27 protein-coding genes are annotated in these 24,795 nt (G+C 53.1%); 21 read left to right on the plus strand and 6 right to left on the minus strand.

What is annotated here, in order from left to right:
• The first annotated feature begins 3 nt into the window (after positions 1–3).
• The 12 genes from OGY62_RS06045 to OGY62_RS06100 all read left to right on the plus strand — a co-directional run bounded on the left by OGY62_RS06045 (position 4) and on the right by OGY62_RS06100 (position 12,655).
• Positions 4–2,442, plus strand: coding sequence for a fimbria/pilus outer membrane usher protein (locus OGY62_RS06045; RefSeq protein WP_286459331.1), 2,439 nt, complete (start codon positions 4–6; stop codon positions 2,440–2,442).
• A gap of 15 nt (positions 2,443–2,457) precedes the next feature.
• Positions 2,458–3,549 carry a fimbrial protein gene (locus OGY62_RS06050; RefSeq protein WP_047458669.1) on the plus strand — a complete coding sequence of 364 codons (1,092 nt, stop codon included), beginning with the start codon at positions 2,458–2,460 and terminating at the stop codon, positions 3,547–3,549.
• A gap of 317 nt (positions 3,550–3,866) precedes the next feature.
• A complete protein-coding gene (locus OGY62_RS06055) occupies positions 3,867–4,649 on the plus strand; it encodes a hypothetical protein (RefSeq protein WP_130029234.1) in 783 nt (260 codons plus the stop codon).
• Between the two features lie 52 nt (positions 4,650–4,701).
• Complete coding sequence (locus tag OGY62_RS06060; protein WP_286459333.1) at positions 4,702–5,367, plus strand: EAL domain-containing protein; 666 nt, start codon at positions 4,702–4,704, stop codon at positions 5,365–5,367.
• Positions 5,368–5,412: 45 nt separating this feature from the next.
• Entirely contained in the window at positions 5,413–6,000 is a 588-nt protein-coding gene (locus OGY62_RS06065; RefSeq protein ID WP_153258667.1) for a LuxR C-terminal-related transcriptional regulator, read from the plus strand.
• A 179-nt stretch (positions 6,001–6,179) separates the two neighbouring features.
• Positions 6,180–7,061: a glycine betaine ABC transporter substrate-binding protein gene (locus OGY62_RS06070; protein ID WP_286459338.1), complete on the plus strand. Its 882-nt coding sequence runs from the start codon at positions 6,180–6,182 to the stop codon at positions 7,059–7,061.
• A gap of 9 nt (positions 7,062–7,070) precedes the next feature.
• Complete coding sequence (locus tag OGY62_RS06075) at positions 7,071–8,615, plus strand: HAL/PAL/TAL family ammonia-lyase (protein ID WP_286459341.1); 1,545 nt, start codon at positions 7,071–7,073, stop codon at positions 8,613–8,615.
• On the plus strand, positions 8,615–9,238 hold the full coding sequence (locus tag OGY62_RS06080; protein WP_012133746.1) for an ABC transporter permease: 624 nt from the start codon (positions 8,615–8,617) through the stop codon (positions 9,236–9,238). The genes OGY62_RS06075 and OGY62_RS06080 overlap by 1 nt, the downstream gene beginning before the upstream one ends.
• Positions 9,235–9,867, plus strand: coding sequence for an ABC transporter permease (locus OGY62_RS06085; protein WP_012133747.1), 633 nt, complete (start codon positions 9,235–9,237; stop codon positions 9,865–9,867). Before OGY62_RS06080 ends, OGY62_RS06085 begins: the two co-directional genes overlap by 4 nt.
• A gap of 12 nt (positions 9,868–9,879) precedes the next feature.
• Positions 9,880–10,851, plus strand: a complete 972-nt coding sequence (locus OGY62_RS06090) for an ABC transporter ATP-binding protein (RefSeq protein WP_047458700.1) — start codon at positions 9,880–9,882, stop codon at positions 10,849–10,851.
• A complete protein-coding gene (locus OGY62_RS06095) occupies positions 10,848–11,852 on the plus strand; it encodes an ornithine cyclodeaminase family protein (RefSeq protein ID WP_286459342.1) in 1,005 nt (334 codons plus the stop codon). Before OGY62_RS06090 ends, OGY62_RS06095 begins: the two co-directional genes overlap by 4 nt.
• Positions 11,849–12,655 carry a phosphate/phosphite/phosphonate ABC transporter substrate-binding protein gene (locus OGY62_RS06100; RefSeq protein ID WP_286459344.1) on the plus strand — a complete coding sequence of 269 codons (807 nt, stop codon included), beginning with the start codon at positions 11,849–11,851 and terminating at the stop codon, positions 12,653–12,655. The genes OGY62_RS06095 and OGY62_RS06100 overlap by 4 nt, the downstream gene beginning before the upstream one ends.
• Positions 12,656–12,707: 52 nt before the next feature.
• On the opposite strand, the gene OGY62_RS06105 is transcribed toward OGY62_RS06100, so the two are convergent.
• Positions 12,708–13,640 (minus strand): LysR substrate-binding domain-containing protein, encoded by a 933-nt coding sequence (locus OGY62_RS06105; RefSeq protein WP_047458702.1) that lies wholly within the window; start codon positions 13,638–13,640, stop codon positions 12,708–12,710.
• A 171-nt stretch (positions 13,641–13,811) separates the two neighbouring features.
• On the opposite strand from OGY62_RS06105, the gene OGY62_RS06110 reads away from it, so the two are divergent.
• From OGY62_RS06110 to OGY62_RS06150, 9 genes are all read left to right on the plus strand, one after another.
• On the plus strand, positions 13,812–14,762 hold the full coding sequence (locus OGY62_RS06110) for a branched-chain amino acid ABC transporter permease (protein ID WP_286458209.1): 951 nt from the start codon (positions 13,812–13,814) through the stop codon (positions 14,760–14,762).
• A gap of 10 nt (positions 14,763–14,772) precedes the next feature.
• Positions 14,773–15,879, plus strand: a complete 1,107-nt coding sequence (locus tag OGY62_RS06115; RefSeq protein WP_012133753.1) for a branched-chain amino acid ABC transporter permease — start codon at positions 14,773–14,775, stop codon at positions 15,877–15,879.
• Positions 15,876–16,643 carry an ABC transporter ATP-binding protein gene (locus OGY62_RS06120; RefSeq protein WP_012133754.1) on the plus strand — a complete coding sequence of 256 codons (768 nt, stop codon included), beginning with the start codon at positions 15,876–15,878 and terminating at the stop codon, positions 16,641–16,643. Before OGY62_RS06115 ends, OGY62_RS06120 begins: the two co-directional genes overlap by 4 nt.
• Positions 16,636–17,355: an ABC transporter ATP-binding protein gene (locus tag OGY62_RS06125; RefSeq protein ID WP_110494636.1), complete on the plus strand. Its 720-nt coding sequence runs from the start codon at positions 16,636–16,638 to the stop codon at positions 17,353–17,355. Before OGY62_RS06120 ends, OGY62_RS06125 begins: the two co-directional genes overlap by 8 nt.
• Before the next feature lie 27 nt (positions 17,356–17,382).
• Positions 17,383–18,540, plus strand: coding sequence for a branched-chain amino acid ABC transporter substrate-binding protein (locus OGY62_RS06130; protein ID WP_047458708.1), 1,158 nt, complete (start codon positions 17,383–17,385; stop codon positions 18,538–18,540).
• Between the two features lie 17 nt (positions 18,541–18,557).
• Entirely contained in the window at positions 18,558–19,040 is a 483-nt protein-coding gene (locus tag OGY62_RS06135) for an L-2-amino-thiazoline-4-carboxylic acid hydrolase (protein WP_012133757.1), read from the plus strand.
• The gene (locus OGY62_RS06140; protein ID WP_286459345.1) at positions 19,037–20,260 is read left to right on the plus strand and encodes a Zn-dependent hydrolase; all 1,224 of its coding nucleotides are present in this window, start codon (positions 19,037–19,039) and stop codon (positions 20,258–20,260) included. The genes OGY62_RS06135 and OGY62_RS06140 overlap by 4 nt, the downstream gene beginning before the upstream one ends.
• A gap of 269 nt (positions 20,261–20,529) precedes the next feature.
• The gene (locus OGY62_RS06145) at positions 20,530–21,513 is read left to right on the plus strand and encodes a DUF1852 domain-containing protein (protein WP_049009669.1); all 984 of its coding nucleotides are present in this window, start codon (positions 20,530–20,532) and stop codon (positions 21,511–21,513) included.
• A 27-nt stretch (positions 21,514–21,540) separates the two neighbouring features.
• Positions 21,541–22,572 (plus strand): methionine synthase, encoded by a 1,032-nt coding sequence (locus tag OGY62_RS06150; protein ID WP_286459347.1) that lies wholly within the window; start codon positions 21,541–21,543, stop codon positions 22,570–22,572.
• A gap of 256 nt (positions 22,573–22,828) precedes the next feature.
• Here the strand turns inward: OGY62_RS06150 and OGY62_RS06155 are convergent, their stop codons facing one another.
• Genes OGY62_RS06155 through OGY62_RS06175 form a run of 5 tightly spaced genes read right to left on the minus strand, consistent with a single transcriptional unit; the run spans position 22,829 to position 24,740 of the window.
• Positions 22,829–23,197, minus strand: coding sequence for a TA system toxin CbtA family protein (locus OGY62_RS06155; protein WP_060659174.1), 369 nt, complete (start codon positions 23,195–23,197; stop codon positions 22,829–22,831).
• A 20-nt stretch (positions 23,198–23,217) separates the two neighbouring features.
• On the minus strand, positions 23,218–23,535 hold the full coding sequence (locus OGY62_RS06160; protein ID WP_114647514.1) for a type IV toxin-antitoxin system YeeU family antitoxin: 318 nt from the start codon (positions 23,533–23,535) through the stop codon (positions 23,218–23,220).
• 19 nt (positions 23,536–23,554) lie between these two features.
• On the minus strand, positions 23,555–23,776 hold the full coding sequence (locus tag OGY62_RS06165) for a DUF987 domain-containing protein (RefSeq protein WP_047738075.1): 222 nt from the start codon (positions 23,774–23,776) through the stop codon (positions 23,555–23,557).
• Positions 23,777–23,784: 8 nt separating this feature from the next.
• Entirely contained in the window at positions 23,785–24,267 is a 483-nt protein-coding gene (gene radC / locus OGY62_RS06170; RefSeq protein WP_114647515.1) for a RadC family protein, read from the minus strand.
• 8 nt (positions 24,268–24,275) lie between these two features.
• A complete protein-coding gene (locus OGY62_RS06175) occupies positions 24,276–24,740 on the minus strand; it encodes an antirestriction protein (RefSeq protein ID WP_286459350.1) in 465 nt (154 codons plus the stop codon).
• Positions 24,741–24,795: the final 55 nt, after the last annotated feature.

The following is a 24,795-nucleotide window of genomic DNA, read 5'->3' on the forward strand; positions in this document are numbered from 1 at the left end:
GCAATGGCTGGTAAAAAGAGTCAATACGCATGTTTATTGCCAATACTGGCGATGATGTCTATTTATAGTCGGGCGTATGCCGTGGCTTTCAATACTGACTTTTTAGCCGGTGACTCTAAAAATGCCGATATGTCGCGTTTTTATCGTGCCTCTGCGCTTCCTCCTGGTGAATACCCGTTTGATGTTTTTATTAACGAGGAGTGGAAAGGCCGCCTTCCCGTTTATATCACGGATGAAGGAACGTTTTTCCAGCATGAGAATATTGCCCAGCTTGGGCTTCTTCCCTCAATAGTCCCTGCCGCAAACAGCGCCAGCGAGCGAGTGGATGTGAATACGTTACTGCACGGAGGCAGTATGAAAGTCAATGCGGCCGATATGTCGCTACGTCTGACCATTCCCCAGGCGTATATTCGCCAGACGCTGCGCGGTTATGTCGATCCCGTCTTTTGGGATGAAGGCATTCCGGCGCTGATGCTGGGATACAATGCCAACTATAACTACAACGAAGCCAAAGGCGGAGGACGCAATCAGGAAAACGCCTATTTCCAGTTAAACAGCGGGCTGAATGCGTTTGGCTGGCAATTTCGCGATAGCTCCAGCTATAACAAAAGCAAGGGCGTGGAAGGATCATGGACAAACAATACACGCTACGTTGAGCGCGGGATCGCTGCGCTTAAATCGATCATCCGCATGGGTGACAGCTATTCCAGCAACGATCTTTTTGACTCTTTGCGTTTTCGCGGCGTCAGCATGGGCACGGATATGCGCATGTTACCCGATTCTCAGCAGGGCTTTTCCCCGATTGTACGCGGCGTCGCACAGTCTAACGCGCTGGTTAAAATTAGTCAGAACGGGCAGGTTATTTATCAGAAAAACGTGTCGCCTGGCCCATTTGAAATTGCGGATATCCTTCCTACCGGCTCAGGCGGCGATCTGAATGTCGAAGTCATTGAAGCAGACGGGCGCACCAGCAGTTTCATCGTCCCCTTTTCTTCGGTGCCAAACATGCTGCAAGAAGGGATTGGGAAATATGGTCTGTTGCTGGGGGAAGCGCGCACGGAAGAAAGCCGCTATCGCCCCCAGTTTGCCCAGGGCAGCTATCAATACGGGATCAATAACCTGATCACCGGTTATACCGGGGTAATTTACAGCGAAGACTATAACGCGTTTCTTCTCGGGAGCGGCCTTAATCTCCCGTTTGGCGCGCTGTCTTTTGACGTCACACAGTCACAAACGCAAATTCCGGCAGATAAAAAAGTCCGCGGGCAAAGTTACAAAGTCGCCTTTAGCCGCTTCTTCAATGTCACCGGGACGAACTTTGCGCTGGCGGCGTATCGCTATTCCACGAAAAACTATTACAGCTTCAATGATGCAATCGCTTTGCACAACTGGCAAAAAGAGAACGCTGACAGCCCTAATGCCAGATATATGCGCCAGAAAAACACCTTTAATATCAACCTGAGCCAGTCTCTGGGTGAGGAACTGGGTTCCCTTTACTTATCAGGAGCCTGGCGGGACTACTGGAATGGTCATGGCACAACAAAAGAGTATCAACTGGGGTATTCCAACCACGTTGGCGCCGTAAGTTATACCCTCTCAGCCAGCAGCATGCGTAACGATAATCAGCGCGAAGAGCGACGTTATTACCTCACGTTCTCGGTGCCCCTGAGTCTCTTTGAACGGCCCGTCTTCCTCAACAGCAGCGTTACATTTAATCGTGACGGCTATTCCGACACGAACATGGGGATCAGCGGAACCGCAGGCGAATTTAATCAGGCGACCTATAGCGTCAGCGGCAGCAACCGTCGCGGTGGAAATAACTCGGCCAGCAGCAGCCTGAGCTATCGCACTGCGTTTACCACCTTAAACGGCAGCTATAGCGAGTCAGGAGACTATCGTCAGATCGGCGCGGGGGCCAGCGGTAGCCTGGTGGCTTATCGGGGCGGCCTGCTGACGTCCAGCCAGTTGGGCGATACCTTCGCAATTATCGACGCGCCAGGCGCTCAAGGAGCCACGCTGGGCGGCGACGGCACACGCACCACGAATACCGCCGGGAAAGCGTTGGTTCCTTACCTGTCCCCGTACCGTAAAAACCGAATCCAGTTAGATACCACCCATATGAAGGAAGGCGTTGAGCTGAAAGGCAATATCCAGGAAGTGGTGCCTTATGCGGGTTCCGTCACCTATGTGCGCTTCGATACCGACCAACGGCGGCAGTTCATGTTGCCAGCACGGGCCGTTAACGGGCGCCCTCTCCCCTTCGGCACCGAAATTTTTGACGATGCTGGCGCCAGCGTCGGATATGTCGCCCAGGGAGGAATGTTGTATCTGAAAACGGAACAGCTCCCGTCACGTTTACATATCAAAACCAGCAGTGACGGCCGCCAAAGCTGTGTTATTAGCCAGCCGACCCACGATGGTCAGATAAATATTTGCCGCTAATGGCAGGAGCAGAGGATGAAAATCACTATCCGTACAATAACGTTAATTCTTGCCTGGCTACTGGGATCGATAAGCTATGGCGTACAGGCCTCCTGTAAAAGCGATTCCGGCGCACAAAAAGAGAGCAATCTGGTGCTCAACCTGGATTCACTTTCCCTCAGCAGCGAAACCACAGGTTCGCAGAACCTGTCGCTGTCATCCGGTACGTTTAGCTGTACCGGCGAATGGATTGGTTATGCTAACCGTGTTGCCATTATCTCTGAAATGGCCAACAGCACGGCCTATATCAATTATGGTAACTATGTATTGCAATTCACCATCGGCAATATTGTACCCACGAAAAAAGACTATAGTCGCTCTGGAGAAAGTCATATTCCCGGTACTTCGCTGAATAACGTGGTCTATACCTATAAGGCTAAGTTACTCAAAAGCGTACCGAGCGGCGCCAACCCGGCCTATGTCTATAACGTTGGCCCGGACGCAACCAGTATTACTCTTGCTCACGCTATATCCGTTGTTGATGCTTCAGGTATCGATTTCTGGTTTCCCGGCGTTAATTTAGCCGAATTCATTAAATGGATATTAGGCCTTATCGGTTCTGACGAAGAGAAACGCCTGTTCTACCAGAATATCACGATCAATTATCGTCCTCATGTCAGCACCTGTAGCATCCCGGATACGACGGTCACGCTACCGGAAACCGATCTTACCAGCCTGATATCCGCAGGAAAGGAAGCGCAGTTTTATGAAAACTTCACTCTGCATGCCGAATGCAGCGACCTGTTAGAAGGCATGAGCACACGCACCATTCAGTTTTATCTCAGTAGCGCCAGCGTCGATACGGATAAATACACCCTGAAAAACACCCAGGGAACGGCAAGGAATATTGGGGTGCGAATTATGCGTGCCGATACCAGTAAAAAAATTGCCATCAGCCAGACAGAGCTTACCGCAGGTAATATTACCAGCGAGTATGAACTCTATAAGATTGCACAGTGGGGAAGCAATTTTGATATTCCACTGAGAGCATATTATTACATCTATGGTGCAAAACCGACGGAAGGCAGAATACAAACCACGGCGAAAGTAAACATCATTTACCCATGATAAAAGGCGAGAAACAGAATAGTCATCTACTGAAATAATCAGAAGCCTCAACAAAAAAAGAAAGACATTTATACACAAAATCATTTGAGAAGCATCGAGACGGCAAGTGAATGAGCCCCCAGGAGCGTACACGTAGTACGTGACCGGGGTGAATGAGCGCAGCCAACAAAGAGGCAGCCTGAAGGATGAAGTGTATATCAACGCCTTATCATGGTGTGTTTTAATAGCATCACTATTATTTTCTTATTTTATAAATAGTTACAGTTAAATTTTACATCTTGTCATTATTGTAAACGATATGCGGATCGAAAAATATAATGCGTACACTACAGAACGATCAATTTCTTTATCTCAGCAGTGAGGACTCATCCTGTAATCCTTCCACTGCAAGATTTGATTTAGTCATGATAGAAAACTCTGTCAAGTCATTAAATAGCGTTACGCAGCCGCTCCATTCAACGTTAATTATTGATACCGATAACTATATGATTAATTTTCTTTGCAAACACCTGATCAACCCTTTGGTACTACACACCAGCCCGACATTCAGAGAAGCAAAATACAAAATAGAAAACCATATTATTGATAATGTCGTCATGGAAGTTTTTACGCTGGAGGAGAGTGCGCTGGAGGCGCTTAATTTCATTTATGATATGCAGATAAACTATCCTGGCATTCGCTTAACGGTGTTTACTTTTACGCGTAACAGTTACCTGCTTCAGGTTTTGCGAAGTTTTCATTATATCAATATCGTTTCTAAGTATGAACCCATGTCCGAGCTTAATCATGCCGTTCATGCCTGCTGGCTGGATGAGGCTTTTTACAGCCAGTACATTAACGATCTCATGGCTGAAATAGAACAGCCGGATTCTTTTGACGACATTGAATGGACCGTTCTGACCGAACTGGCCCACAGCACGCCTACCCATGACATCGCAAAAATAATAAATAAACGCTATCACACGCTTTTTTACTACATCAAAAAGATCAATAAAAAGCTGCATCTAAGCACTAAAAATGAACACATAAAAATGCTGAAAGCGATAAACAGTAATCCACTAAAAAGTGCAAGCATATCTTATCGCGACCGATTTAATTAATCCCAGAAAAGCCCGATGCACCGTTTATAATTAAAAAGGATATGCCATTATTATGAAACTCATGTGCCGTATCGAACCTATCATTCATGTCCAGACCGGTAGACGGATTGGCGGTGAGGTGCTCTGCCAGCCGGAAGGGGCAGATCCAGAGCTATTTTTCCGCTCTGTTTCGCCAGAACTCCTGTCACATATTGTTCAGGAACAGATATGCACGGGAGTAGCAAATCAGCACGATCGCAATGGCATTTTATTTTTTAATATTACGATTCCATTGCTTATGAATCTGGTGTGGCTCAGATCGATTCTTGCCATGTTACCCGGCCCAAAGGTCATTGAAATTGATTGCCAGCAAAGCGAGTCTTATTTTCCGCGACTTGTGCCGCATATTGATGCAATTCTGACCCTAATGCGCGCTTTTAATACTCAACTTTGGCTGGACGATCTCTATGTCAGGCATATTCCGTTAATTGCGCAACTCCCCTTTCGCTTTGATGGGATTAAGATTGATAAACATGAACTCTGGAGAATATCCGCTGAACAGGATACCCCAGCAATGACAACGCTGGTAAAGCAGGTGGAATATCTGACGGATCATGTTCTGGTGGAAGGCGTTGAAAATGAATACCAGCACCGCTTTATTTCGGAGAGCGACGTACATTATGCCCAGGGATTTCTCTGGCCCGTTGATGAGCGAGAATCATTCGTAATAACGATTTAAATATTAAGGAAACCAGCATATTTCAAATATAAAAAAGGGATTCAAATGAAGTCGAAAATAGTGATAGTGTCTGATGACGTCTATTATCTGACGGGTATATCGAAAGGGATGAAAGAGTCAGGTACGCGTGTTGAGAGCATTTTTTTAAGCGATGCTGCCGAGTTTGAACGTTTCACGCTAACCACCTCTTTTTCGCTATCAAAAGATACCGTTGTGTTGCTCTCCGTCAGAGAGCCGGGTTTACTCGACAGGTTAATAACCTTTTTCTTTAGTAAGGTTACGCTGTGCATATCACCGTCAGGCCTGCATTCCCGTCGCCATTTCTTTTGCCAGTATGGTGTATATTACTTCAATAAAAACAAAACATTATCAGAATTAAACGATATTCTGATAGCTATTTCAAATAGAAAAAATACGGAAAATAACACCATCACTGACAAAGAGTTTTTTATTCTCAGCGAGTTAGTCCGCGCCGGGAATGTGAAACGAATGTACAGCGCAATAAACATCTCTGAAAAAACGGTCTCTTACTACAAGAGGTCGGCATTAAAAAAGATGGGATTACTGAGCAGCCAAAATTACTTATGTATCCACCCGGCGCTCTCCGCTGTTAAGACCATTCAACGGCACTGAGCCCCGCCTGAAACTTGTCTGACGATGCTGGTACGAGGAGAAGTCAGCCAAATAGTAAACATTTAAAGTTTCGTTATAAGAAAGAACGAATCCCTATTTCATGCGCCGTCAATATGCTGCTAGCTTCGCTGGTTTGTATATACAAGTAAATTCATGCATTTCTTTGCGGGGAAACGGGGATGAGCATAAAAAACAAACTGGCAGCCTCCTGGCTGACGCTGGGGTTGTTCGCAGCGCAGGCGCAGGCAGCGGATTTCGTTGTGGGCAGCAAAAACTTTACCGAACAATATATTCTGGCGGAAATCTATGCCCAGGCACTGGAGCAATCCGGTCTTTCCGTTGAACGCAAAACAAACCTGGGCGGGACGTTAATCGCCCACGCCGCGCTGCTGAAAGGCGAAATTGATATGTACCCGGAATATACCGGTACGGCGCTCAGCGCAGTGGTCAAAGGAAAGCCTTCCTCCGATGCCGCACAGGTGTTTAAGCAGGTCAGCGACGCCTACCAGCAGCAATATCATCTCACCTGGCTGCAACCAGCCCGCGTGAACAACGGCTACGCACTGCTGGTGAGCAAACAAACCGCCGAGAAATACCACCTGAAAACGCTCTCCGACCTCGCCAAAGCCGCGCCGGAACTGACCATCGGCGCAGGTGCGGAGTTTGGCGACCGTCAGGACGGCCTGAAAGGGCTGGAGCAAACCTACGGCATTAAATTTAAAGCTTTCCGCCAGTTTGCCAAAGTCGGCCTGCGCTACGACGCCCTTGCTGCCGGGCAAATAGACGTCGCAAACGGCTTCGCAACCGACTGGCAAATCGCGGAAAACCAGTATGTCGCACTGGAAGACGACAAACACTTCTTCCCTCCCTACGAAGTTGCGCCGGTCGTGCGCGATGCCGCGCTACAGGCACATCCTCAGGTTCGCGACATTTTAAATAACATCAGCCAGTTGCTTGATAACGCCACGATGCAAAAACTGAATGCGGAAGTGGAAAAGAATAAAGAAGAACCGCGCGATGTGGCGGAAGACTTTTTGCGCGCAAAAGGCGTAATTAAATAGGGTACGACCGTGACAACGACACTTTTTCTGGGCGACGCGCCGCTCACGCTTGATGACGTGCGAGCTGTTGCTGACTGCGGCCAGACTGTCGCGCTGGGGGCGCAGGCGCAGCAGGCCATCAGCGCGTCCTTTGATTTTCTGCTGCACAGCATCAGCGCCGGAAAGCATATCTATGGCGTCACCACCGGGCTTGGCGCTAATGTCGATACGACGCTGCTGCACACGCAAAATGACCGTCACGATGAGGATCTGCTACAGGCGATTCAGCGACGAATCCCGCTGGCGCGGGCGGTCGGTGTCGGCCAGCAGGCAACGCCCGCACAGGTTCGCGCGATCATGCTGGCGCGTCTTGCGGGTTTCGTGCAGGGCGCATCGGGTATTTCTCTGCCCGTGGCGCAGGCGCTGCTGGCCTTTATCAACGAAGGCATCCATCCGCGCGTTCCGCTTATCGGATCTATCGGCGAAGCGGATCTCGCGCCGCTGGCGCATATCGGATGCGCGCTCATCGGCGATGGCGAAGCGGAATATCAGGGTACGGTGGCGCCGGTCTCCGCACTGCTGAACCAGACGGGTCTGACGCCTGCGCCGCTGCGTGGAAAAGACGGGCTGGCGCTGGTGTCGTCTAACGCCGCCAGCGTCGGCCTCGCCGCGCTGCTGCTGCACGACGCCGCCCGGCTTATGAACGCCCACGCGGGCGCTATCGTGCTCTCGTTTGAAGCGTTTCGCGCTAATATCTCGCCGCTGACGCCCTGGGCGGCGCGGATGCGCCCCGCACCGCAACAGGCTAAAACCGCCGCGTATCTGCTGGCGCTGCTGGAAGGCAGCCCGCTACTCCAGCCCGGCAGCGCGCGTTCGTTGCAGGACCCGCTCAGCTTCCGCTGCGTCGCGCCGGTGCTGGCCTGCGTTTGCCATGCCTGGTTGAATGCCCGCGCGGCGGTGGAACTGGAACTCAACAGCGCCGACGACAATCCCGGCCTGCTGGCTGAGTCTGAACAGGTTCTGGCAAATGCCAATTTTGATGCCACGCATCTGGCGCTGGCGCTGGAAAGCCTCGGGCTGGCTCTCGCCCGCCATGCCGCATGCAGCGGCGAACGCATCATGAAACTGATGTCACCCGCCGCCAGCGGCCTGCCGCGTTTTCTCACCCGCCACGCCGGGCAGACAGGCTTCGCCACGCTGCAAAAGACGGTTTCCGCGCTGGTCAGCGATATCGCCCATCATGCCCAGCCGCTCTCCCCGCTGACGATGCCGGTAGCCGATCGGATTGAAGATTACGCCTCGCAGGCAATGGGGGTGGTCGCCAAAACCACACGACTACTGGAAAGCCTGCGCTATCTGGTGGCCATTGAACTGCTGGTCGCCGCGCAGGCGCTGGATCTTCAGGCGTCGCCACGGCCAGGACGCTATGCAACGGTATTACACGACAAGATTCGCGCTCGGGTGGCACCGCTGGATGAAGATCGCGCCAGTGCTGGCGACATTTCCGTTCTGGCCGACGCGATAATGCAGCCGGAATGGCTTGCAGGCCGGGCCGTATTGCTGGAGACCTCCTGATGCGCTGGGCGACGCGACACTATGACGACATTCTGCTGGCGCTCTGGCAGCATCTGGTACTGGTCGGCGCCGCAATGCTGATGGCGTTCGCTATTTCACTGTTTCTCGGCATTACCACCGCCCGCCGCCCGCGACTGTATGCGCTGGTGATGGCGGTCACCGGCATGATTTTTTCCATTCCAGGGCTGGCGCTATTCGCACTGCTCATCCCGTGGCTCGGCATCGGAATGCTCCCGGCGATTGTCGGGCTGACAGCCTATGCACTGATGATCCTGACCCGCAATATTGCCACCGGTTTTCATGCCATTCCGCTGGACGTCCGCGAAGCGGCGCGCGGAATGGGATATGGCGCCTGGCGCAATCTGCGCGAAGTGGAACTGCCGCTGGCGCTACCGTTCATCATCACCGGACTGCGCATTGCCACCACCACGCTTATCGGCATCGCTACGGTTGCGGCATATATCAACGCCGGTGGACTTGGCGCAATTATTCTCGCCGGGCTGGATCAGCGCTATCCAGAGAAAATATTTATCGGCGGCGGCCTGACGTCGCTGCTGGCGATCGGCGCGGATCTGTTTTTTGTCCGGCTACAGCGGCGCGTTTTACAGGGGAGAGACCAATGATAATCCAGGCATGGCTATGGGTGCTGGATAACCAGCCGCTGTTCTGGCAGGCAGTGTGGCAGCATCTGATGATGTGCGGGCTGGCGCTCAGCATCGCCCTGATTATTGCTATCCCGACGGGCGTGCTGATCGCGAACATCCCTCGCCTCGCTTTTATCATCACCAGCGGCGCCAGCACGCTGCGGACGATCCCAAGTCTGGCGATCCTTGCGGCGGTCATGCCGTTTCTCGGTATTGGCCTGCTGCCTTCAGTCGTCGCGCTGGTGGTGCTGGCCGTGCCGCCGATTTTGCTCAACACCTGCACCAGCATTCAGTCCGTGAACCCGGATACGCTCTCAGCGGCGCACGGCATGGGGCTGACGCCCTGGCAGGTCACAGGCAAAATCGTACTGCCACTGGCGGCTCCCGGCATTCTCGCCGGCTGCCGTACCGCCGCCGTACAGGTTGTCGGCGGCGCGGCTCTGGCGTCATTTATCGGTGGCGGCGGTCTGGGGGATTTTGTCACCACCGGCATTGCCATCATGGACATGTCGCGCCTGCTGGTCGGCGCGGTGCCGATTATTCTGCTCGCTGTGGCTATCGAAGCGCTTTTCGCCCTGCTTGAGCGCCTGTTTTCTCAGCCGACGTAAAGGGCTAATACAATGATTACACTGGAAAATATTAGCAAAATTTATCCTGGTTCGCCGCGTAAAGCGCTTGACGATCTCTCCATGACGTTTGAAGAGGGAACCACCACGGCCCTGATTGGCCCTTCCGGCTGCGGTAAAACCACCACCATGCGCTTAATCAACCGGCTGGAACAACCCACTTCCGGGCGTGTCCGGGTAAATGGGCGCGACGTCGCAACAGAAGATCCGGTGATGCTGCGTCGGCATATCGGCTACGTTATTCAGAACGTCGGACTGTTCCCGCATATGACCGTCGCGGACAACATCGCCACGGTGCCGCGCCTGCTGGGCTGGAGCGCCTCGCGTATTCAGGCGCGAGTGGAAACATTACTGGAACTGGTCGGGCTGGATGCCCGGCAATACGCCAGCCGATTTCCTGCCGCGCTTTCCGGTGGTCAGCGGCAACGAGTCGGCGTTGCCCGCGCACTGGCGGCGGACCCGCCGGTCATGCTGATGGATGAACCGTTCGGCGCCATCGATCCGCTGGTTCGCGGGCGATTACAGACCGAGTTTAAGCAGATTCTGCAACGCGTGAAAAAGACGGTGATTATCGTCACTCACGATCTTGATGAGGCCATCAAAATGGGCGATCGCATCGCCATTATGCGCGAAGGACGCCTGTGCCAGTATGCCCCGCCCGCTGAAGTGCTCTCGGCCCCGGCAGATGAGTTCGTCGCGGCTTTTGTCGGCAGCGATGCGGCGCTGAAACTTCTTGCTATTACCCCGGTAGCCCAGGCGATGGAAACGTCTCTGAACGCTGACCATCCACAACGGCTTGACGTCAACGCTACCCTGAAAGACGCGCTGGCGCTAATGCTTTCCCGGCGCGCCGACAGCATCACCGTCACCAAATGCGGCGCGCCCGTTGGCGTATTAACTCGCCAGCGGCTTTTCACCCACGTACGACCCGATGCGAACCATGCTACCAGTGAGAGAAATTTATGAATCAACCCATCCATTTAACCTGGCTAAACGGCCCCGACGTTGACCAACTGAAGCTCACGGATACAGAAATCCTCACGGCGGTGGAGGACGGGCTGCGGGCACAGGGAGAGAAAAAAACAGTCATTGAACCGCGCATGCATTTAATTCCCGATAAAGCGTTTAACGGCCACTTTAACGTGCTGCGCGGTTATATCGAACCGCTGGGACTCGCCGGGGTAAAAATCGTCGGCGATTACGTCAATAACTATACGCTCGGGCTGCCCTCGGAAATGGCGCTGCTGAACCTGTTCGATCCGCGCACCGGGATGCCGGTCGCCATTCTGGACGCGTCGGCGATCACCGATATGCGCACCGGCGCGCTTACCGCGCTGGGCGCACGCCACCTTGCCCGCCGCAACAGTAAAGTGCTGGGGCATATCGGCGCGCGGGGAACCGCCTGGTGGAACGTTCGTCTGCTCAACAGCATTTATGATTTTGATGAAATCCGCATTCATTCGCGTCGCCCGGAAAGCCGTACCGCATTTGCCCGCCGTCTGGAGCAGGATCTCGGCAAAAAAATCATCGTTACCGATGACTGGGAAAGCTGCGTGCGCGGCGCAGATATTGTGGTCGAAGCCTCGCGTCTTAATGCGCCGACGCCGCTGTTAAAAACAGAATGGATAAAGCCCGGCGCCTTTGTTGTGCCCTACGGCACCATGAGCGCCGTGGAGCTGTCGCTCACCGACATGATGGACAAGCTGGTGGTGGACGACTGGGGGCAGTGCAAAGGCGGCATGTTTGGTTCACTGCGAGCCCACGTAGAAGCGGGAAAATTAAGTGAGCATACCCTGCATGCCGAGCTGGGTGACATTGTCGCGGGCACGAAGCCAGGCCGTGAAAATGATGATGAAACCATCCTCTTCTGGCACCGGGGGCTGTCGCTAAGCGATATTGCGCTGGGGCATACGATGCTGAAGAAAGCGCGTGCGCTGGGTATTGGTCAGGAGCTACGCTACCGATGATTGTTAACGCAAGAATGTACTCAGTAACTCCGGCAGCGGCGGAGGGGTGGAAAAGACTCCTGTCCGAAGCCGTGCGCCGCGCCGGGCTGACGGCAGAGATTGTTGACTACCCGGCCCCGGCCAGGCTGGAGGGGCTATGGGCTCGTTCCGATCTGCTGGCGGTATTCATGTGCGGCTGGCCCTTCGCGCAGCGGCGCTTTCCGGTACGCCCGGTGGCCGCGCCGGTTACGGAAGAGGCCGCCAGGGAAGGGATTCCAGGGCACTACCGCACCCTATTTATGGTGCCGACATCGTCTACCGCCAGATGTCTGGAAGAGACGTTCGGCGGGCGGCTGGCGTATACCAACCCGGAGTCGCACTCCGGCTATAACGCGGTACGCTATCATCTGTCGGCATACATTAACGAGACGCGAAAGACGCTCTATCGCACGCTTGTCGGGCCGCTAATCACCCCGCGACGCGTGGTGGAAGCGCTGGCGGCGGGCGAAGCGGATGTCGGCCCGTTGGACAGCTATGCCTGGTCGCTTCTGTGCCGGTATGAGCCGGAACTAACGCGCCATGTGCGCATACTGACGCGCAGCGTTCCTGCACCGATGCCTTTACTGGTGGCAAGCGATACCGTTAATCCACAGGCCATTGCGGCGCTGCAAACGGCGCTGCTGACGCTGAATACAGAACGCGACGCCACGCTATTACGGCCTCTGGGGCTGCGGGGATTTATCACCCCGTCAGCAGACGCCTGGCAAGTCGTCTGCGACCGGGAAGAAATTGCGTTCTCCAGAGGTTATGCAACGCTGCGCTGAAAACGGCATTTTATTATGTCGCCCCCAACTCGCTTCATACGCGGTGATGTCGTTATACGGTAGCCGCTTCGCGCCTTAACCAATTCTGTAATAGCTTGCCATCCTGCGTCATTTCACTATCCTGGCGGACGCACAAATAGTAGTCGCGCCCGTCATCTATTGGCAGATCGAAAATCTTCACCAGCTCGCCTTTGTCCAGGTACGGCATAATGAGGGGTTCGCGCATCAGGGCGCATCCCAGTCCTGCCTGTACACCCGCCAGCGTCAGCAGACCGTCCTCAAACAAGGGGCCGCTGCGCGGCGGGGAACGCTTCACGCCCTGCTGAATAAACCATTGATGCCAGGTGGTTCGTTCTTCATCATGCAGCAGCGGCATCTGCATCAGTTGCTCCGGGGTATCAATATGACCATGCAGTCGCAAAAACGCCTGGCTGCATACCGGCACCATGCGCCCGGAAATCAGTTTTTCACTCTGGTATCCCGCCCAGTTGCCATTGCCGAAGCGGATCGACATGTCTGAAGCATCACTCAGATAGTTGCGGTGATTGGCATACACCACGTTAATCTCGGTATGCGGATTCGCGCGCATAAACATCGGCAGGCGAGGAATAAACCAGCCCATCCCAAAAAGCGGAATCAGGCTAATCGTTACCTGCCGGGTCTGCTCCTGCTCCACCAGATGCTCCGTCGCCTGACGCAAAACGTTAAACGCCGCACGGATCGAACGATAATATTCACGCCCTTGCTGGCTCAGCGCCAGTCGTCGTCCATGCCGTTCGGTGAGCGCGATTTGCAGATATCCCTCAAGTAACTTGAGCTGATGGCTAACCGCAGATGGCGAAATCGCCAGTTCCCTCGCGGCTTGCGTCACGCTTCCTAACCGGGCAATGGCTTCAAAGGCGCGCACCGCCCGCAACGGAGGATCGTTGGCAAGGCGACTCTCCGCAAAGGAGGGTAATGTCGTCAATTGTTCTGTTTTATTCATATATTGATTTCTTTAGGCTATAACCTTGTTTTGTGATTAATAAAATAATCATATTAATCATTAAGATATAAAAATATCCGTTTATCATAAGAAATAATATATGTGTATTTTACAATTTTATTCAATTATTGGATGGTACCCACTGAAAGAGCAATTTGTCGGGTACAAACGTTGGACACACTCATACAACAACTGATAAACGGTGTGATGCTGGGCAGCATCTACGCGCTGATCGCGCTGGGCTATACCATGGTGTATGGTATTTTGCGTATTATTAACTTTGCTCACGGCGATATCCTGATGGTTGGCGCGCTCACTACGCTCTCCGCCATCAATGTCCTGAATCATACCTTCCCTGCTATGCCGCAGTTATCGCAACTCGGTGTAGCGCTGCTCATTGCGATGGCCGTCTGCGCCCTGCTGGCAATGGCGGTAGAACGTTTCGCCTATCGCAGGCTGCGTAACGCCCCACGACTGGCTCCGCTGATCTCCGGTATCGGCGTTTCCGTATTACTGCAAACCGTGGCGATGATCGTCTGGACCCGCAACCCACTGATGTTCCCGCAGATCCTGTCGATGGCCCCGATCGCCGTGACCTCCGGCGGCGAAACTCACCCACCCGCGATTATCACTCTCACCGGCATTGCCACCGTCGGGCTGGCGCTGGCGGTCATGACCGGTCTGTGGCTGCTGGTTGAATACACTCGCCTCGGGCGAGGCATGCGCGCAGTGGCAGAGAATCCGCGGGTCGCCACGCTGATGGGCGTTAACCCAAACGCCATCATCACCCTGACGTTTGCTATCGGCGGCATTTTTGCGGCGCTGGCCGGCGTGATGATGGCGAGCAACTACGGTAACGCCAGCTTCTCAATGGGCTTTCTCCCCGGAATTAAAGCGTTCACCGCCGCCGTGCTTGGCGGCATTGGCAATATTCGCGGCGCGATGATCGGCGGGATTTTACTGGGTGTCATAGAAGCGCTGGGTGCGGGCTATCTCGGTGAGCTCACTAACGGCGTCTTTGGCAGTAATTACCAGGACGTGTTTGCCTTCATCGTGTTGATCCTGGTGCTGGTATTCCGTCCGGCAGGTTTGCTGGGCGAGCGCGTGGCGCACAGAGCGTAAGGGAAAATCAATGACAACCGTACAACTGCAAGCTCCAGCCACGACGCGCAAATTCTGGTCAGGCATGACCTTGTTCTGCATCGCATTGCTGATCGCTCCTGTCGTTGCCAGTCAGCTTGGCGGTAACTACTGGGTCCGCGTGATCGATTTCGCCCTGCTCTACATCATGCTGGCGCTGGGGCTCAATATCGTCGTGGGCTATACCGGCCTGCTGGATATGGGGTTTATTGCCTTTTATGCCGTTGGGGCTTATCTGGCCGCTCTGCTGGCCTCTCCCCATCTGTCTGAGGTGTTCCCAATCCTCGCCGTCTGGTTCCCGGACGGGCTACATACCTCGTATCTGCTGATCGTTCCGGCTGCGGCACTGGTCGCTGCCGTATGCGGCATTTTGCTTGGCGCACCGACGCTGAAGCTGCGCGGGGATTATCTGGCAATTGTTACGCTGGGCTTTGGCGAAATTATCCGCATTCTGATGCGCAACCTCGATCGCCCGGTGAATATCACCAACGGTGCCAAAGGCATCACCGGCGTGGATACGCTTAATCTGTTTGGCCTGAAGTTCAGCGGTGTTTATCACTGGCTCGGCTTTAAAGTACCCGCGTTGTGGCTGTGGTACTACCTGCTGATGCTGGTCATTGTGGCGATCATTTTTGTCTGCCTGCGCCTGCAACACTCACGTATCGGTCGCGCCTGGCACGCGATTCGTGAGGACGAAGACGTGGCCCGCGCGATGGGCATTAACGTGCGCAACTATAAGCTGCTGGCTTTTGCTATGGGCGCCTCGTTTGGCGGCGTCGCTGGCGCACTGTTTGGCGCGTTTCAGGGATTTGTCTCCCCGGAATCCTTCACCTTGCAAGAGTCCATTGCCGTGCTGGCGATGGTGGTGCTGGGCGGTATGGGCCATATCCCCGGCGTGATCCTCGGTGCGGTGCTCCTGACCGCTCTGCCGGAACTGCTCCGTAGCCAGGCGGCCCCTGTTCAACAGATGTTGTTCGGCACGGTACTGATTGACCCGGAAATTTTGCGTCAGCTCTTCTACGGCCTTGCACTGGTGCTGGTGATGCTGGTTCGCCCATCCGGTATCTGGCCGGTTCGCCACAAAGAGGTGAAAGCATGAGCCTGTTAACCGTGAGCAATATGTCCAAACGCTTTGGCGGCCTGACCGCCGTGGACGATGTTTCGCTTTCCATTAATAAAGGCGAGATCTACGGTCTGATCGGCCCCAACGGAGCCGGAAAAACCACCTGTTTTAACCTGATTACCGGGCTTTACCCGGCAGACAGGGGGGCGTTTTTTATTGCAGACCAACCCTATTACCCAAAACAGATAGAGAAAGTCACCGCCGCCGGGATTGCACGCACTTTTCAAAACGTGCGTCTGTTCAACGAGATGTCGGTGCTGGAAAACGTGATGGTCGGTCGCCACGTTCGCACCCGTAATGGGCTATGGGCTGCACTGAGCCGCCATAAACGCGCCCGTGAGGAAGAAGCGCAAACCCGCGAACAGGCCTGGCGCTGGCTGGAGTACACCGGCATTGCTAAGTTTGCCCATTACCGCGCCTGCGATCTGGCCTACGGCCACCAGCGTCGTCTTGAGATCGCCCGCGCGCTGGCTACAGATCCGCTGCTTCTGGCGCTTGACGAACCTGCTGCGGGGATGAATGCCGCCGAGAAGGTCGCGCTTGGCGAGCTGTTAATTCGTATTCGTGAAGATGGCAAAACCCTGCTGATGATCGAGCACGACGTCAAGCTGGTGATGAACATCTGCGACCGCCTGACGGTACTCGATTACGGCAAAACGCTGGCCTGCGGCACGCCGGATAGCGTGCGTCGCGACCCGGCAGTTATCGCAGCCTGGCTTGGAGGCAATAAGCATGTCTGAGTTACTGAAGGTGGAACGCCTGGATGTGCATTACGGCGGTATTCAGGCCGTTCGCGATATCTCCTTTACCCTGCATGAGGGTGAACAAGCCACGCTGATTGGCGCCAACGGCGCGGGTAAAAGTTCCACCGTGCGCGCCATCACCGGGCTGGAAAGTTTTAACGGCAACATTGAGTTCAATGGCAAAGCCGTACGCAAACAGAAACCGGAGACGCTGCTGCGCAACGGGCTGGTGATGGTGCCGGAAGGTCGCGGCATCTTTGCCCGCATGACGGTGCTTGAAAATTTGCAGATGGGGGCATGGTTAAGGCGTGACGCCGCCAGCGTTAAGCGCGAAATGGCAGAGATTTTTGAGCGTTTCCCGCGTCTTGGCGAACGCCAGCACCAGCTTGCAGGATTGCTCTCTGGCGGCGAGCAGCAGCTGTTGGCGCTCAACCGCGCCCTGCTGAGCCGCCCGCGTTTGCTGATCCTCGACGAGCCGTCTATGGGGTTAGCCCCCAGGATGGTGGAAAACATTTTTACCGTGATCGCCGGGCTGCGCGCACGCGGCGTCGCCCTGCTGCTCATTGAACAAAACGCCCGACTGGCGCTGGAAGTAACCGACAGCGCCTGGGTGATGGACAGCGGCAGCATTGTGCATCACGGCGAGTCGAAAGCGATGCTTAATGACGATCAAATTGCACAGATTTATTTGGGCGAAATGCCTGTTTAACACACTCACCAACAGCAGGGAAAAACAATGAAAACAGTAAAAATCAGTGCGCTCAGCGCCGCTATTCTGCTCAGTAGTTTTGCCTCAACAGGTGCATGGTCAGCTAAAAGCGAAACCGTGACCATCGGTCTTGCAGGCCCGCTTACCGGCCCGTCTGCCCGTATTGGTAAAGATCTGGAGAACGGCGCCCAACTGGCGATTGACGATATCAACAAGCAGCACCCGACCATCGGTGGTAAAGCGGTGACTTTCAGGCTGCAATCTGAAGACGATCAGTCCGACCCGCGCACTGCCGTGGCTGTGGCGCAGCGTCTGGTCGATAGCGGCGTGGCGGGCGTGGTCGGCCACTGGAATACCGGCACCAGTATTCCGGCAGCACGCGTTTATCACGATGCGGGTATCGCCCAGGTCGCGCCTGTTGCCACCGGCCATGCCTATACCAGACAAGGCTTTGATACCAGCTTCCGTGTGATGGGGCATGACGACGACGGCGGCCAGTTTGCCGGTCAGTACGCGGTGAATACCCTGAAGGCAAAACGTATTGCCGTGATCGACGACCGTACCGCATTCGGTCAGGGGCTGGCTGACGAGTTTATAAAATCACTTGAAGCGCAGGGCGTGAAGATTGTTGACCGTCAGTACGTTGACGACAAAACCGTGGATTTCAGCGCCGTGCTGACCGCCATTCGTAGCAAAAACGCTGACCTGATTTTCTTCGGCGGCGTGGATAGCCAGGCCGCGCCGCTGGCGCGTCGTATCAAACAGCTGGGTATGAACGCCACGCTGATGGGCGCAGGCGGCTTCGTCAGCCAGACCTTCCTGCAACTGGCCCAGAAAGAAGGTGAAGGCGTCGTGGCGCTGGAGCCGGGCCTGCCGGTTGAGCAAATGCCGGGCGGTAAGGCGTTCGAACAAGAGTATCAGTCTCGCTACCACACCCATATTGAACTCCACGCCCCGTTCGCCTATGACGCCACCCGCGTTCTGGTTGCTGCGATGGAAAAAGCCGACTCTGTCGATCCGGCTGAGTATCTGCCGGTTCTGCGCGCAATAAGCTATTCCGGCGTTACCGGGCAGATCGCTTTTGATAATGAAGGCAACCTGAAATCGCCGTCTTTCACCGTCTACAAAGTCGTGGATGGTAAATGGCAGCCGCAAACGGTACTGGGCGGCGCCAAAACGAAGTAACGCAGTGAGGCAATGTGATGAGTGATAATAATGAGCTGGGCATTCTCGCCCGCCGCAAAATAGAAGCAGAGATTATTAAACCAATCTATGAAATCCTGGTGCGCGAGATAGGGAAAGCCCGCGCCCAGGCGGTCATTGGCGAAGCCATTGAGCAGGCGGCGATCGATGCCGGTAAAGAATTTGCGCGCAAGGAGCCGAATGGCACAGACGTGAAGAGTTTTATCGCCCTGCAATACCTGTGGGAGAAGGATAACGCGCTGGATGTCAAAGTGATCGACGCCGACGACAAGCAGTACAACTATAACGTCACCCGCTGCCGTTATGCCGAGATGTACCACGAGATGGGCCTCGGTGAGATTGGCCATCTGCTCTCCTGCGCCCGCGATGAGAAATTTATCGTCGGCTACGCGCCCGACGTGGAGCTGACCCGTACGACCACCATCATGCAGGGTGGCGCATGCTGTGACTTTCGCTATCGCACCAAAAAGGAAGACGTATGATCCGCGTGAATGCAGAGCGTTTATGGTCGACGCTTGAGATAATGGCGCAAATCGGCGGCACGCCAGCCGGTGGCGTCACCCGACTGGCATTAAGCAATGAGGATCGCCTCGCCCGTGATTTACTGCGCGACTGGGCGCAGGAAGCCGGATTTCGCTGCGAAATCGATAGCATGGGCAACATGTTTATTCGCCGCGCCGGTAAAAAACCACAGCTTGCGCCGGTGATGACCGGTTCACACGTTGATTCTCAGCCGCTGGGTGGGCGATATGATGGAATTTACGGCGTTCTGGCCGGGCTGGAAGTGCTGCGTACGTTAAACGATCAGAACATTGAGACCGAACGCGATATTGTACTGGTCAACTGGACCAATGAAGAAGGCGCGCGCTTCGCGCCAGCAATGCTGGCCTCCGGCGTCTGGAGCGGGCAGTTCACACAACAATACGCATGGGCGCGTGAAGATCAGGATGGCATCAGCGTCGGCGAAGCGCTTGAGGCCATCGGTTACCGTGGCGACCAGCCCGCCGTCGCCTTCCCTGTCTACACCTGTTACGAGCTACATATCGAGCAAGGCCCGATTCTCGAAGAGGAAGGTATTGATATCGGCCTGGTGCATGCCGCTATGGGCCAGCGCTGGTTCAACGTTGTAATTCGCGGATTTGCCGCCCATGCCGGCACCACGCCAATGGCCAGCCGCCGCGATGCGTTGACCACCTTCGCCCGTCTGGCGCTGGCGGTGGAAGACATTGGCAATCAGCACGAACCTGACGGCAGAGCGACAATCGGCATGGCGCAGATTTCACCGGGATCGCGTAACGTAGTGCCAGGGGAAGTACATTGCAGCGTGGAGTTTCGTCATCCACAGACTACCGTCCTCCAGGCAATGGAAACGGCGCTTCGCAAGGCAACCGCCGATCTGAATCAGCGCGGCATTCAGCTCGACGTGGAACGCATCTTCGATTACGCCCCCATCGCATTTGACGAGACCTGTCTACAGCGCAGCGCAAACGCGGCCCAGGCACTGGGATACAGCAGCAAACGGATGGTGTCCGGCGCCGGTCACGATACCTGTTATATCAGCAAAATCGCGCCCGCCAGCATGATTTTTATCCCCTGCGAAAAAGGCATCAGCCATAACGAGGCAGAAAATATTCAGCCGGAATGGGCAGAAAAAGGCGCTAATGTTCTGCTGCACAGCCTCCTGCCGACTGCGCTTGAATAACAGAGCCAGGTGAACCGGTCAGTCAGAAGAATCACTATTCAACTTAATCGATTACAAGCATGACCGGGTTTGACCGTACAGCAGACCATGAATATGACTCATGTTGTAATGAAATTAAGTCTCTTTCACTCATCCAGTGACTCTGGCATAAAAGAGACCTTACTCACTTATTGATAACATGAAGACTGCTAAATAATAAAGTCAGGTAACTCTGTAAAATCAATAAATTAATTCAGTTTTCATATCATGACTTAGGATGCAGGATCACGATGAATAACGATTTTACATTTACGATCAAAAGCAGTCGCTTCGATGAGCATTATAACCCTTCTGAAAATACGCGTATTACTACCAACTTTGCGAATCTGGCCAGAGGAAAGAACCGCCAGGAAAACTTACGCAACACGTTAGTGATGATTGACAATCGCTTCAATACACTGGCGTATTGGGATAACCCCAAAAGCGATCGTTATTCTGTGGAACTTGATATCATTTCTGTTGCGATGAATATTAACGTTGATAGCAGCAGCGATACATTCCCCGCTATTGAAATATTAAAAACCAATATTATTGACAAAAAGAACAACGAACGTTTTGAAGGTATTGTCGGGAATAATTTTTCCTCTTACGTACGAGATTATGATTTTAGCGTATTACTGCCAGAACATAACAAAAACAAACCTGAGTTTAGCATTCCAGATAATTTTGGTGATTTGCATGGGAACATATTTAAACATTTCATAAACTCAAATGAATACAAAGAGCATTTCAAAAAACCACCTGTGATATGCCTCAGCGTGTCAAGTAACGATATCTATCATCGGACTGGAAATCAGCATCCTGTATTGGGTATCGAATACCAGCCAGGTGGTTCTTCGTTAACTGAGAAATACTTCAAAAAAATGGATTTGCAGGTTCGCTATTTTATGCCCCAAAATAGCGTTGCACCTTTAGCCTTTTATTTTTCTGGTGATTTACTTAGTGATTACACGAATCTTGAACTTATCAGCACCATCAGCACGATGGAGACGTTCCAGAAGATTTACCGACCTGAAATTTACAATGCTAACGCCGCAGCAGGTCAATGCTATCAACCAAATCTGAACCACCAGGATCATTCATTAACAAAAATTGTTTATGATCGGGAAGAACGCAGCCAGCTGGCTATTGAGCAGGGAAAGTTTACAGAAGAGCATTTCATCAAACCATACAAGGATATTCTTGAAAAGTGGTCTGCTCACTACGCTCTCTGATTAACCGAAAATAAAAGGTCATCGATTATGAAAATATTACTACCCACTTCAACGGCTGGCAGTTTACCTAAACCTTCCTGGCTTGCTCAACCTGAGACGCTTTGGTCGCCCTGGAAATTGCAAAATGAGGAATTAATCGAGGGAAAACAAGATGCGCTACGTTTGTCCCTGGATGATCAACTACGGGCAGGCATTGATATTGTTAGTGATGGCGAGCAAACGCGCCAACACTTTGTCACCACGTTTATTGAACACCTCAGCGGCGTTGATTTTGAGAAACGTCAGGTTGTTAAAATTCGTAATCGCTATGATGCGAGCGTACCGACCGTTGTTGATGCGGTAGCGCGTCAAAAACCCGTTTTTGTTGAAGATGCAAAGTATTTACGCCAGCTCACTCGTCAGCCGATTAAATGGGCGCTGCCAGGGCCTATGACGATGATCGATACGCTCTACGATGCCCACTATAAAAGCCGCGAAAAGCTGGCCTGGGAATTTGCAAAAATTCTCAATCAGGAAGCCAGAGAGTTAGAAGCTGCCGGCGTCGATATAATCCAGTTTGATGAGCCCGCATTTAATGTGTTTTTTGATGAAGTGAATGACTGGGGGATCGCCGCGTTAGAAAAAGCCATTGAAGGGCTAAAATGCGAAACCGCTGTGCATATCTGCTATGGATATGGCATCAAAGCCAATACCGACTGGAAAAAGACGCTGGGGTCAGAGTGGAGACAATATGAAGAAGCTTTTCCCAAACTGCAAACGTCTAATATCGATATCATCTCACTGGAATGTCATAACTCGCATGTTCCAATGGATCTGCTTGAACTGATTCGCGGTAAAAAAGTCATGGTAGGGGCCATTGACGTGGCAACCAATACCATTGAGACACCAGAAGAAGTCGCCAGTACGTTACGCAAAGCGCTTCAGTTTGTCGATGTCGACAAGCTCTATCCTTCTACCAACTGTGGTATGGCTCCTTTATCTCGTCGGGTAGCCAGAGGTAAGCTCGATGCCCTAAGCGCAGGCGCAGAAATCATCCGAAGAGAACTTTCGGCTAAATGACTCTGTTAATAAGATACGGGCTTTGAGTTGATTTCGGTAGACTTGGGAAGAGTTTGAAATGGTGCGATAATAGGAACATAACACACCACATATAACCATTGATAAACATACATATTTTCTTGTTTCATCTTTATAAATGCCCCCTTTTGTGCCCCCGCCTTGGTTTTCATACGACTCGATGAGCCTTTCATCGAGTCGTTAATCTCACCAATTTCTTCACAGACCGTGCAAACCTTCTCAGCTCTTTAAGCCCCCCTCACTGACGCGATCGGCTAAGAACAATATTACTTACTTCCCGATAAGAACAACTGTTCATTAATCCGCATGCTTTCCTGGCATGAAGGATATCTGTCACGGTCAGATATGGCGCTTGTTCCTGTGAGGAAAATCCACTGCGATCGATACGGACTAACTCATACTTCTCCACCAGAAAGTTGATAGCATTAGCCAGGGTGATACCGGCATCGATATGTTCCTGTATGACGGTTTCATCACAGAAAGGTGTATCGTTTAGCGTCAGGCCATAATGCTGTTCCAGCAGACGACTAAGTAACATTTGCCAGATAGTCACGGGCGATAGGCATGGCTTTGCCGCCCGCATATTTTTTGCAGGTTGAAATTTCATTTTTTCTCTCGTGAAAGTAATTAACGTTGAGTGGGATAAACGGCGATGTATACGTAGCCGCAGCTGCCAAGGGTATCGGCTTCGCAGGTAAAACCGTCGTGGTACAGGGTGACGCTGTGGGCATGACGAGGATTCAGTTCACCGGAGGTCAGCATCAATTCCATCTGCCTGATAAAGTGCGGGAAAGTTTCATCCAGTTTCCGGCATTCGGCGTCACTGAATTGACCGGTGTTGCTGGCCCGGTCAGCCAGATAATGCAGCCGGTTCCCTTCTTGCACAAGGCGGGCTCCCAGGCGCGGCGTGATATCCCGCTGCAGGCCCCATGTGATGTTACTCATTGATAAACCTCTTTTATTTTCAATTCAGGGTGATACTCATTAGACAGGCATAAGGCCCGTTGCGATCCTGGCGGCGTTCGGCGTATATCGCCAGCACACCGGGAATGTCAGGAACCACCTTACCGGTGTAATGACAGACACTGCCATGCCACTGGTATCTGCCAGTGCAGAATCGAAAAATGCGGGAGGCCGGATGCTGACGGTAAATCGTCATTGCCCGGCGTTTACTGATAATTTTCATGTCATACCTCAAAGCAAACCGTGTTCAGCGAACGACAATATCTGCGTGCCACCGACGATGAGATGGTCAGGCACACGGATATCAACGAGCTGAAGCGCCTGCACCAGACGCTGCGTGACAGCTTTATCAGCCTGACTGGGTGTGGTGTCACCGGAAGGGTGGTTATGCGCAAATAACACTGCTGCCGCATTGAAATACAGGGCCCGCTTGACCACCTCACGGGGATGAACCTCGGTGCTGCTGATGGAACCGGCAAACAGGATTTCGTGGGTAATCAACTGGTTCTGCTGGTTCAGGTACAGCACCATAAACTCTTCGCGCTCCAGTCCCGCCATTTTCAGTTTCAGCCAGTCACGGGCAGCCTGAGTGGAGGTGAATGCCACGCCTGTTTCGCGCAAGTGTCGGTCAAGCAGCGTTAAGGCGCGTTTTACCGTGCGTTGTGCGGTTAGTGGTAGTGCCGGAGCCAGTGGGATAAGTGACTGTTCCATCATAAGTATCCTTAATCAATAATGCGCAGAATGGCGCTGGATTCAGGGTGCTGCAGAACGTAATCCCGCAGGCGGTAATAGTGTTCAGTCATGGCATTGCATTCGGTGCGACTGGTGTGATGGCTGTATTCAATCAGGCAGACAGTGATACCTGCGGCTTCCGCGCTCATTTGCGCACTATTGCCGTTCATGCCGTTGAACAGGTGCCATTTATCGTCACCGTCAGCATCAGGGGCCATAAACGCTCCGCCATTGCTGAGCGTATAAAAGGACCAGATACCACCGCTGTACTCATCACAGAAGCGGTCCATCCAGGCGAAAATACGGGGTTCCAGGATTATCCACTGCGGAATGGAGCCAAAGTGTGTCGGCCAGAATGAGAGCCGCTGACGATTGGGTACAACAGAGGCGGTAATACCTGTCGCTGGCGATTGTTCCTGAAAGGGCGTAACGCTATTGCTATTTAATGCGTTCATGATGTTTCTCCGAAATAAAAAGCCAGCGACTGTGCGCTGGCGTGAAGTTGATTAC

Origin of the sequence: Citrobacter sp. CK198, from assembly GCF_030333295.1 — a bacterium.
GTDB lineage: Bacteria > Pseudomonadota > Gammaproteobacteria > Enterobacterales > Enterobacteriaceae > Citrobacter_B > Citrobacter_B koseri.

Bases quoted from the DNA above. Each gene is read 5' to 3' on its own strand.
- OGY62_RS06045 (WP_286459331.1), top strand. From the start codon at position 4: ATGGCTGGTAAAAAGAGTCAATACGCATGTTTATTGCCAATACTGGCG.
- OGY62_RS06050 (WP_047458669.1), top strand. From the start codon at position 2,458: ATGAAAATCACTATCCGTACAATAACGTTAATTCTTGCCTGGCTACTG.
- OGY62_RS06055 (WP_130029234.1), top strand. From the start codon at position 3,867: ATGCGTACACTACAGAACGATCAATTTCTTTATCTCAGCAGTGAGGAC.
- OGY62_RS06060 (WP_286459333.1), top strand. From the start codon at position 4,702: ATGAAACTCATGTGCCGTATCGAACCTATCATTCATGTCCAGACCGGT.
- OGY62_RS06065 (WP_153258667.1), top strand. From the start codon at position 5,413: ATGAAGTCGAAAATAGTGATAGTGTCTGATGACGTCTATTATCTGACG.
- OGY62_RS06070 (WP_286459338.1), top strand. From the start codon at position 6,180: ATGAGCATAAAAAACAAACTGGCAGCCTCCTGGCTGACGCTGGGGTTG.
- OGY62_RS06080 (WP_012133746.1), top strand. From the start codon at position 8,615: ATGCGCTGGGCGACGCGACACTATGACGACATTCTGCTGGCGCTCTGG.
- OGY62_RS06085 (WP_012133747.1), top strand. From the start codon at position 9,235: ATGATAATCCAGGCATGGCTATGGGTGCTGGATAACCAGCCGCTGTTC.
- OGY62_RS06090 (WP_047458700.1), top strand. From the start codon at position 9,880: ATGATTACACTGGAAAATATTAGCAAAATTTATCCTGGTTCGCCGCGT.
- OGY62_RS06095 (WP_286459342.1), top strand. From the start codon at position 10,848: ATGAATCAACCCATCCATTTAACCTGGCTAAACGGCCCCGACGTTGAC.
- OGY62_RS06100 (WP_286459344.1), top strand. From the start codon at position 11,849: ATGATTGTTAACGCAAGAATGTACTCAGTAACTCCGGCAGCGGCGGAG.
- OGY62_RS06105 (WP_047458702.1), bottom strand. From the start codon at position 13,640: ATGAATAAAACAGAACAATTGACGACATTACCCTCCTTTGCGGAGAGT.
- OGY62_RS06115 (WP_012133753.1), top strand. From the start codon at position 14,773: ATGACAACCGTACAACTGCAAGCTCCAGCCACGACGCGCAAATTCTGG.
- OGY62_RS06120 (WP_012133754.1), top strand. From the start codon at position 15,876: ATGAGCCTGTTAACCGTGAGCAATATGTCCAAACGCTTTGGCGGCCTG.
- OGY62_RS06125 (WP_110494636.1), top strand. From the start codon at position 16,636: ATGTCTGAGTTACTGAAGGTGGAACGCCTGGATGTGCATTACGGCGGT.
- OGY62_RS06130 (WP_047458708.1), top strand. From the start codon at position 17,383: ATGAAAACAGTAAAAATCAGTGCGCTCAGCGCCGCTATTCTGCTCAGT.
- OGY62_RS06135 (WP_012133757.1), top strand. From the start codon at position 18,558: ATGAGTGATAATAATGAGCTGGGCATTCTCGCCCGCCGCAAAATAGAA.
- OGY62_RS06140 (WP_286459345.1), top strand. From the start codon at position 19,037: ATGATCCGCGTGAATGCAGAGCGTTTATGGTCGACGCTTGAGATAATG.
- OGY62_RS06145 (WP_049009669.1), top strand. From the start codon at position 20,530: ATGAATAACGATTTTACATTTACGATCAAAAGCAGTCGCTTCGATGAG.
- OGY62_RS06150 (WP_286459347.1), top strand. From the start codon at position 21,541: ATGAAAATATTACTACCCACTTCAACGGCTGGCAGTTTACCTAAACCT.
- OGY62_RS06155 (WP_060659174.1), bottom strand. From the start codon at position 23,197: ATGAAATTTCAACCTGCAAAAAATATGCGGGCGGCAAAGCCATGCCTA.
- OGY62_RS06160 (WP_114647514.1), bottom strand. From the start codon at position 23,535: ATGAGTAACATCACATGGGGCCTGCAGCGGGATATCACGCCGCGCCTG.
- OGY62_RS06165 (WP_047738075.1), bottom strand. From the start codon at position 23,776: ATGAAAATTATCAGTAAACGCCGGGCAATGACGATTTACCGTCAGCAT.
- radC (WP_114647515.1), bottom strand. From the start codon at position 24,267: ATGATGGAACAGTCACTTATCCCACTGGCTCCGGCACTACCACTAACC.
- OGY62_RS06175 (WP_286459350.1), bottom strand. From the start codon at position 24,740: ATGAACGCATTAAATAGCAATAGCGTTACGCCCTTTCAGGAACAATCG.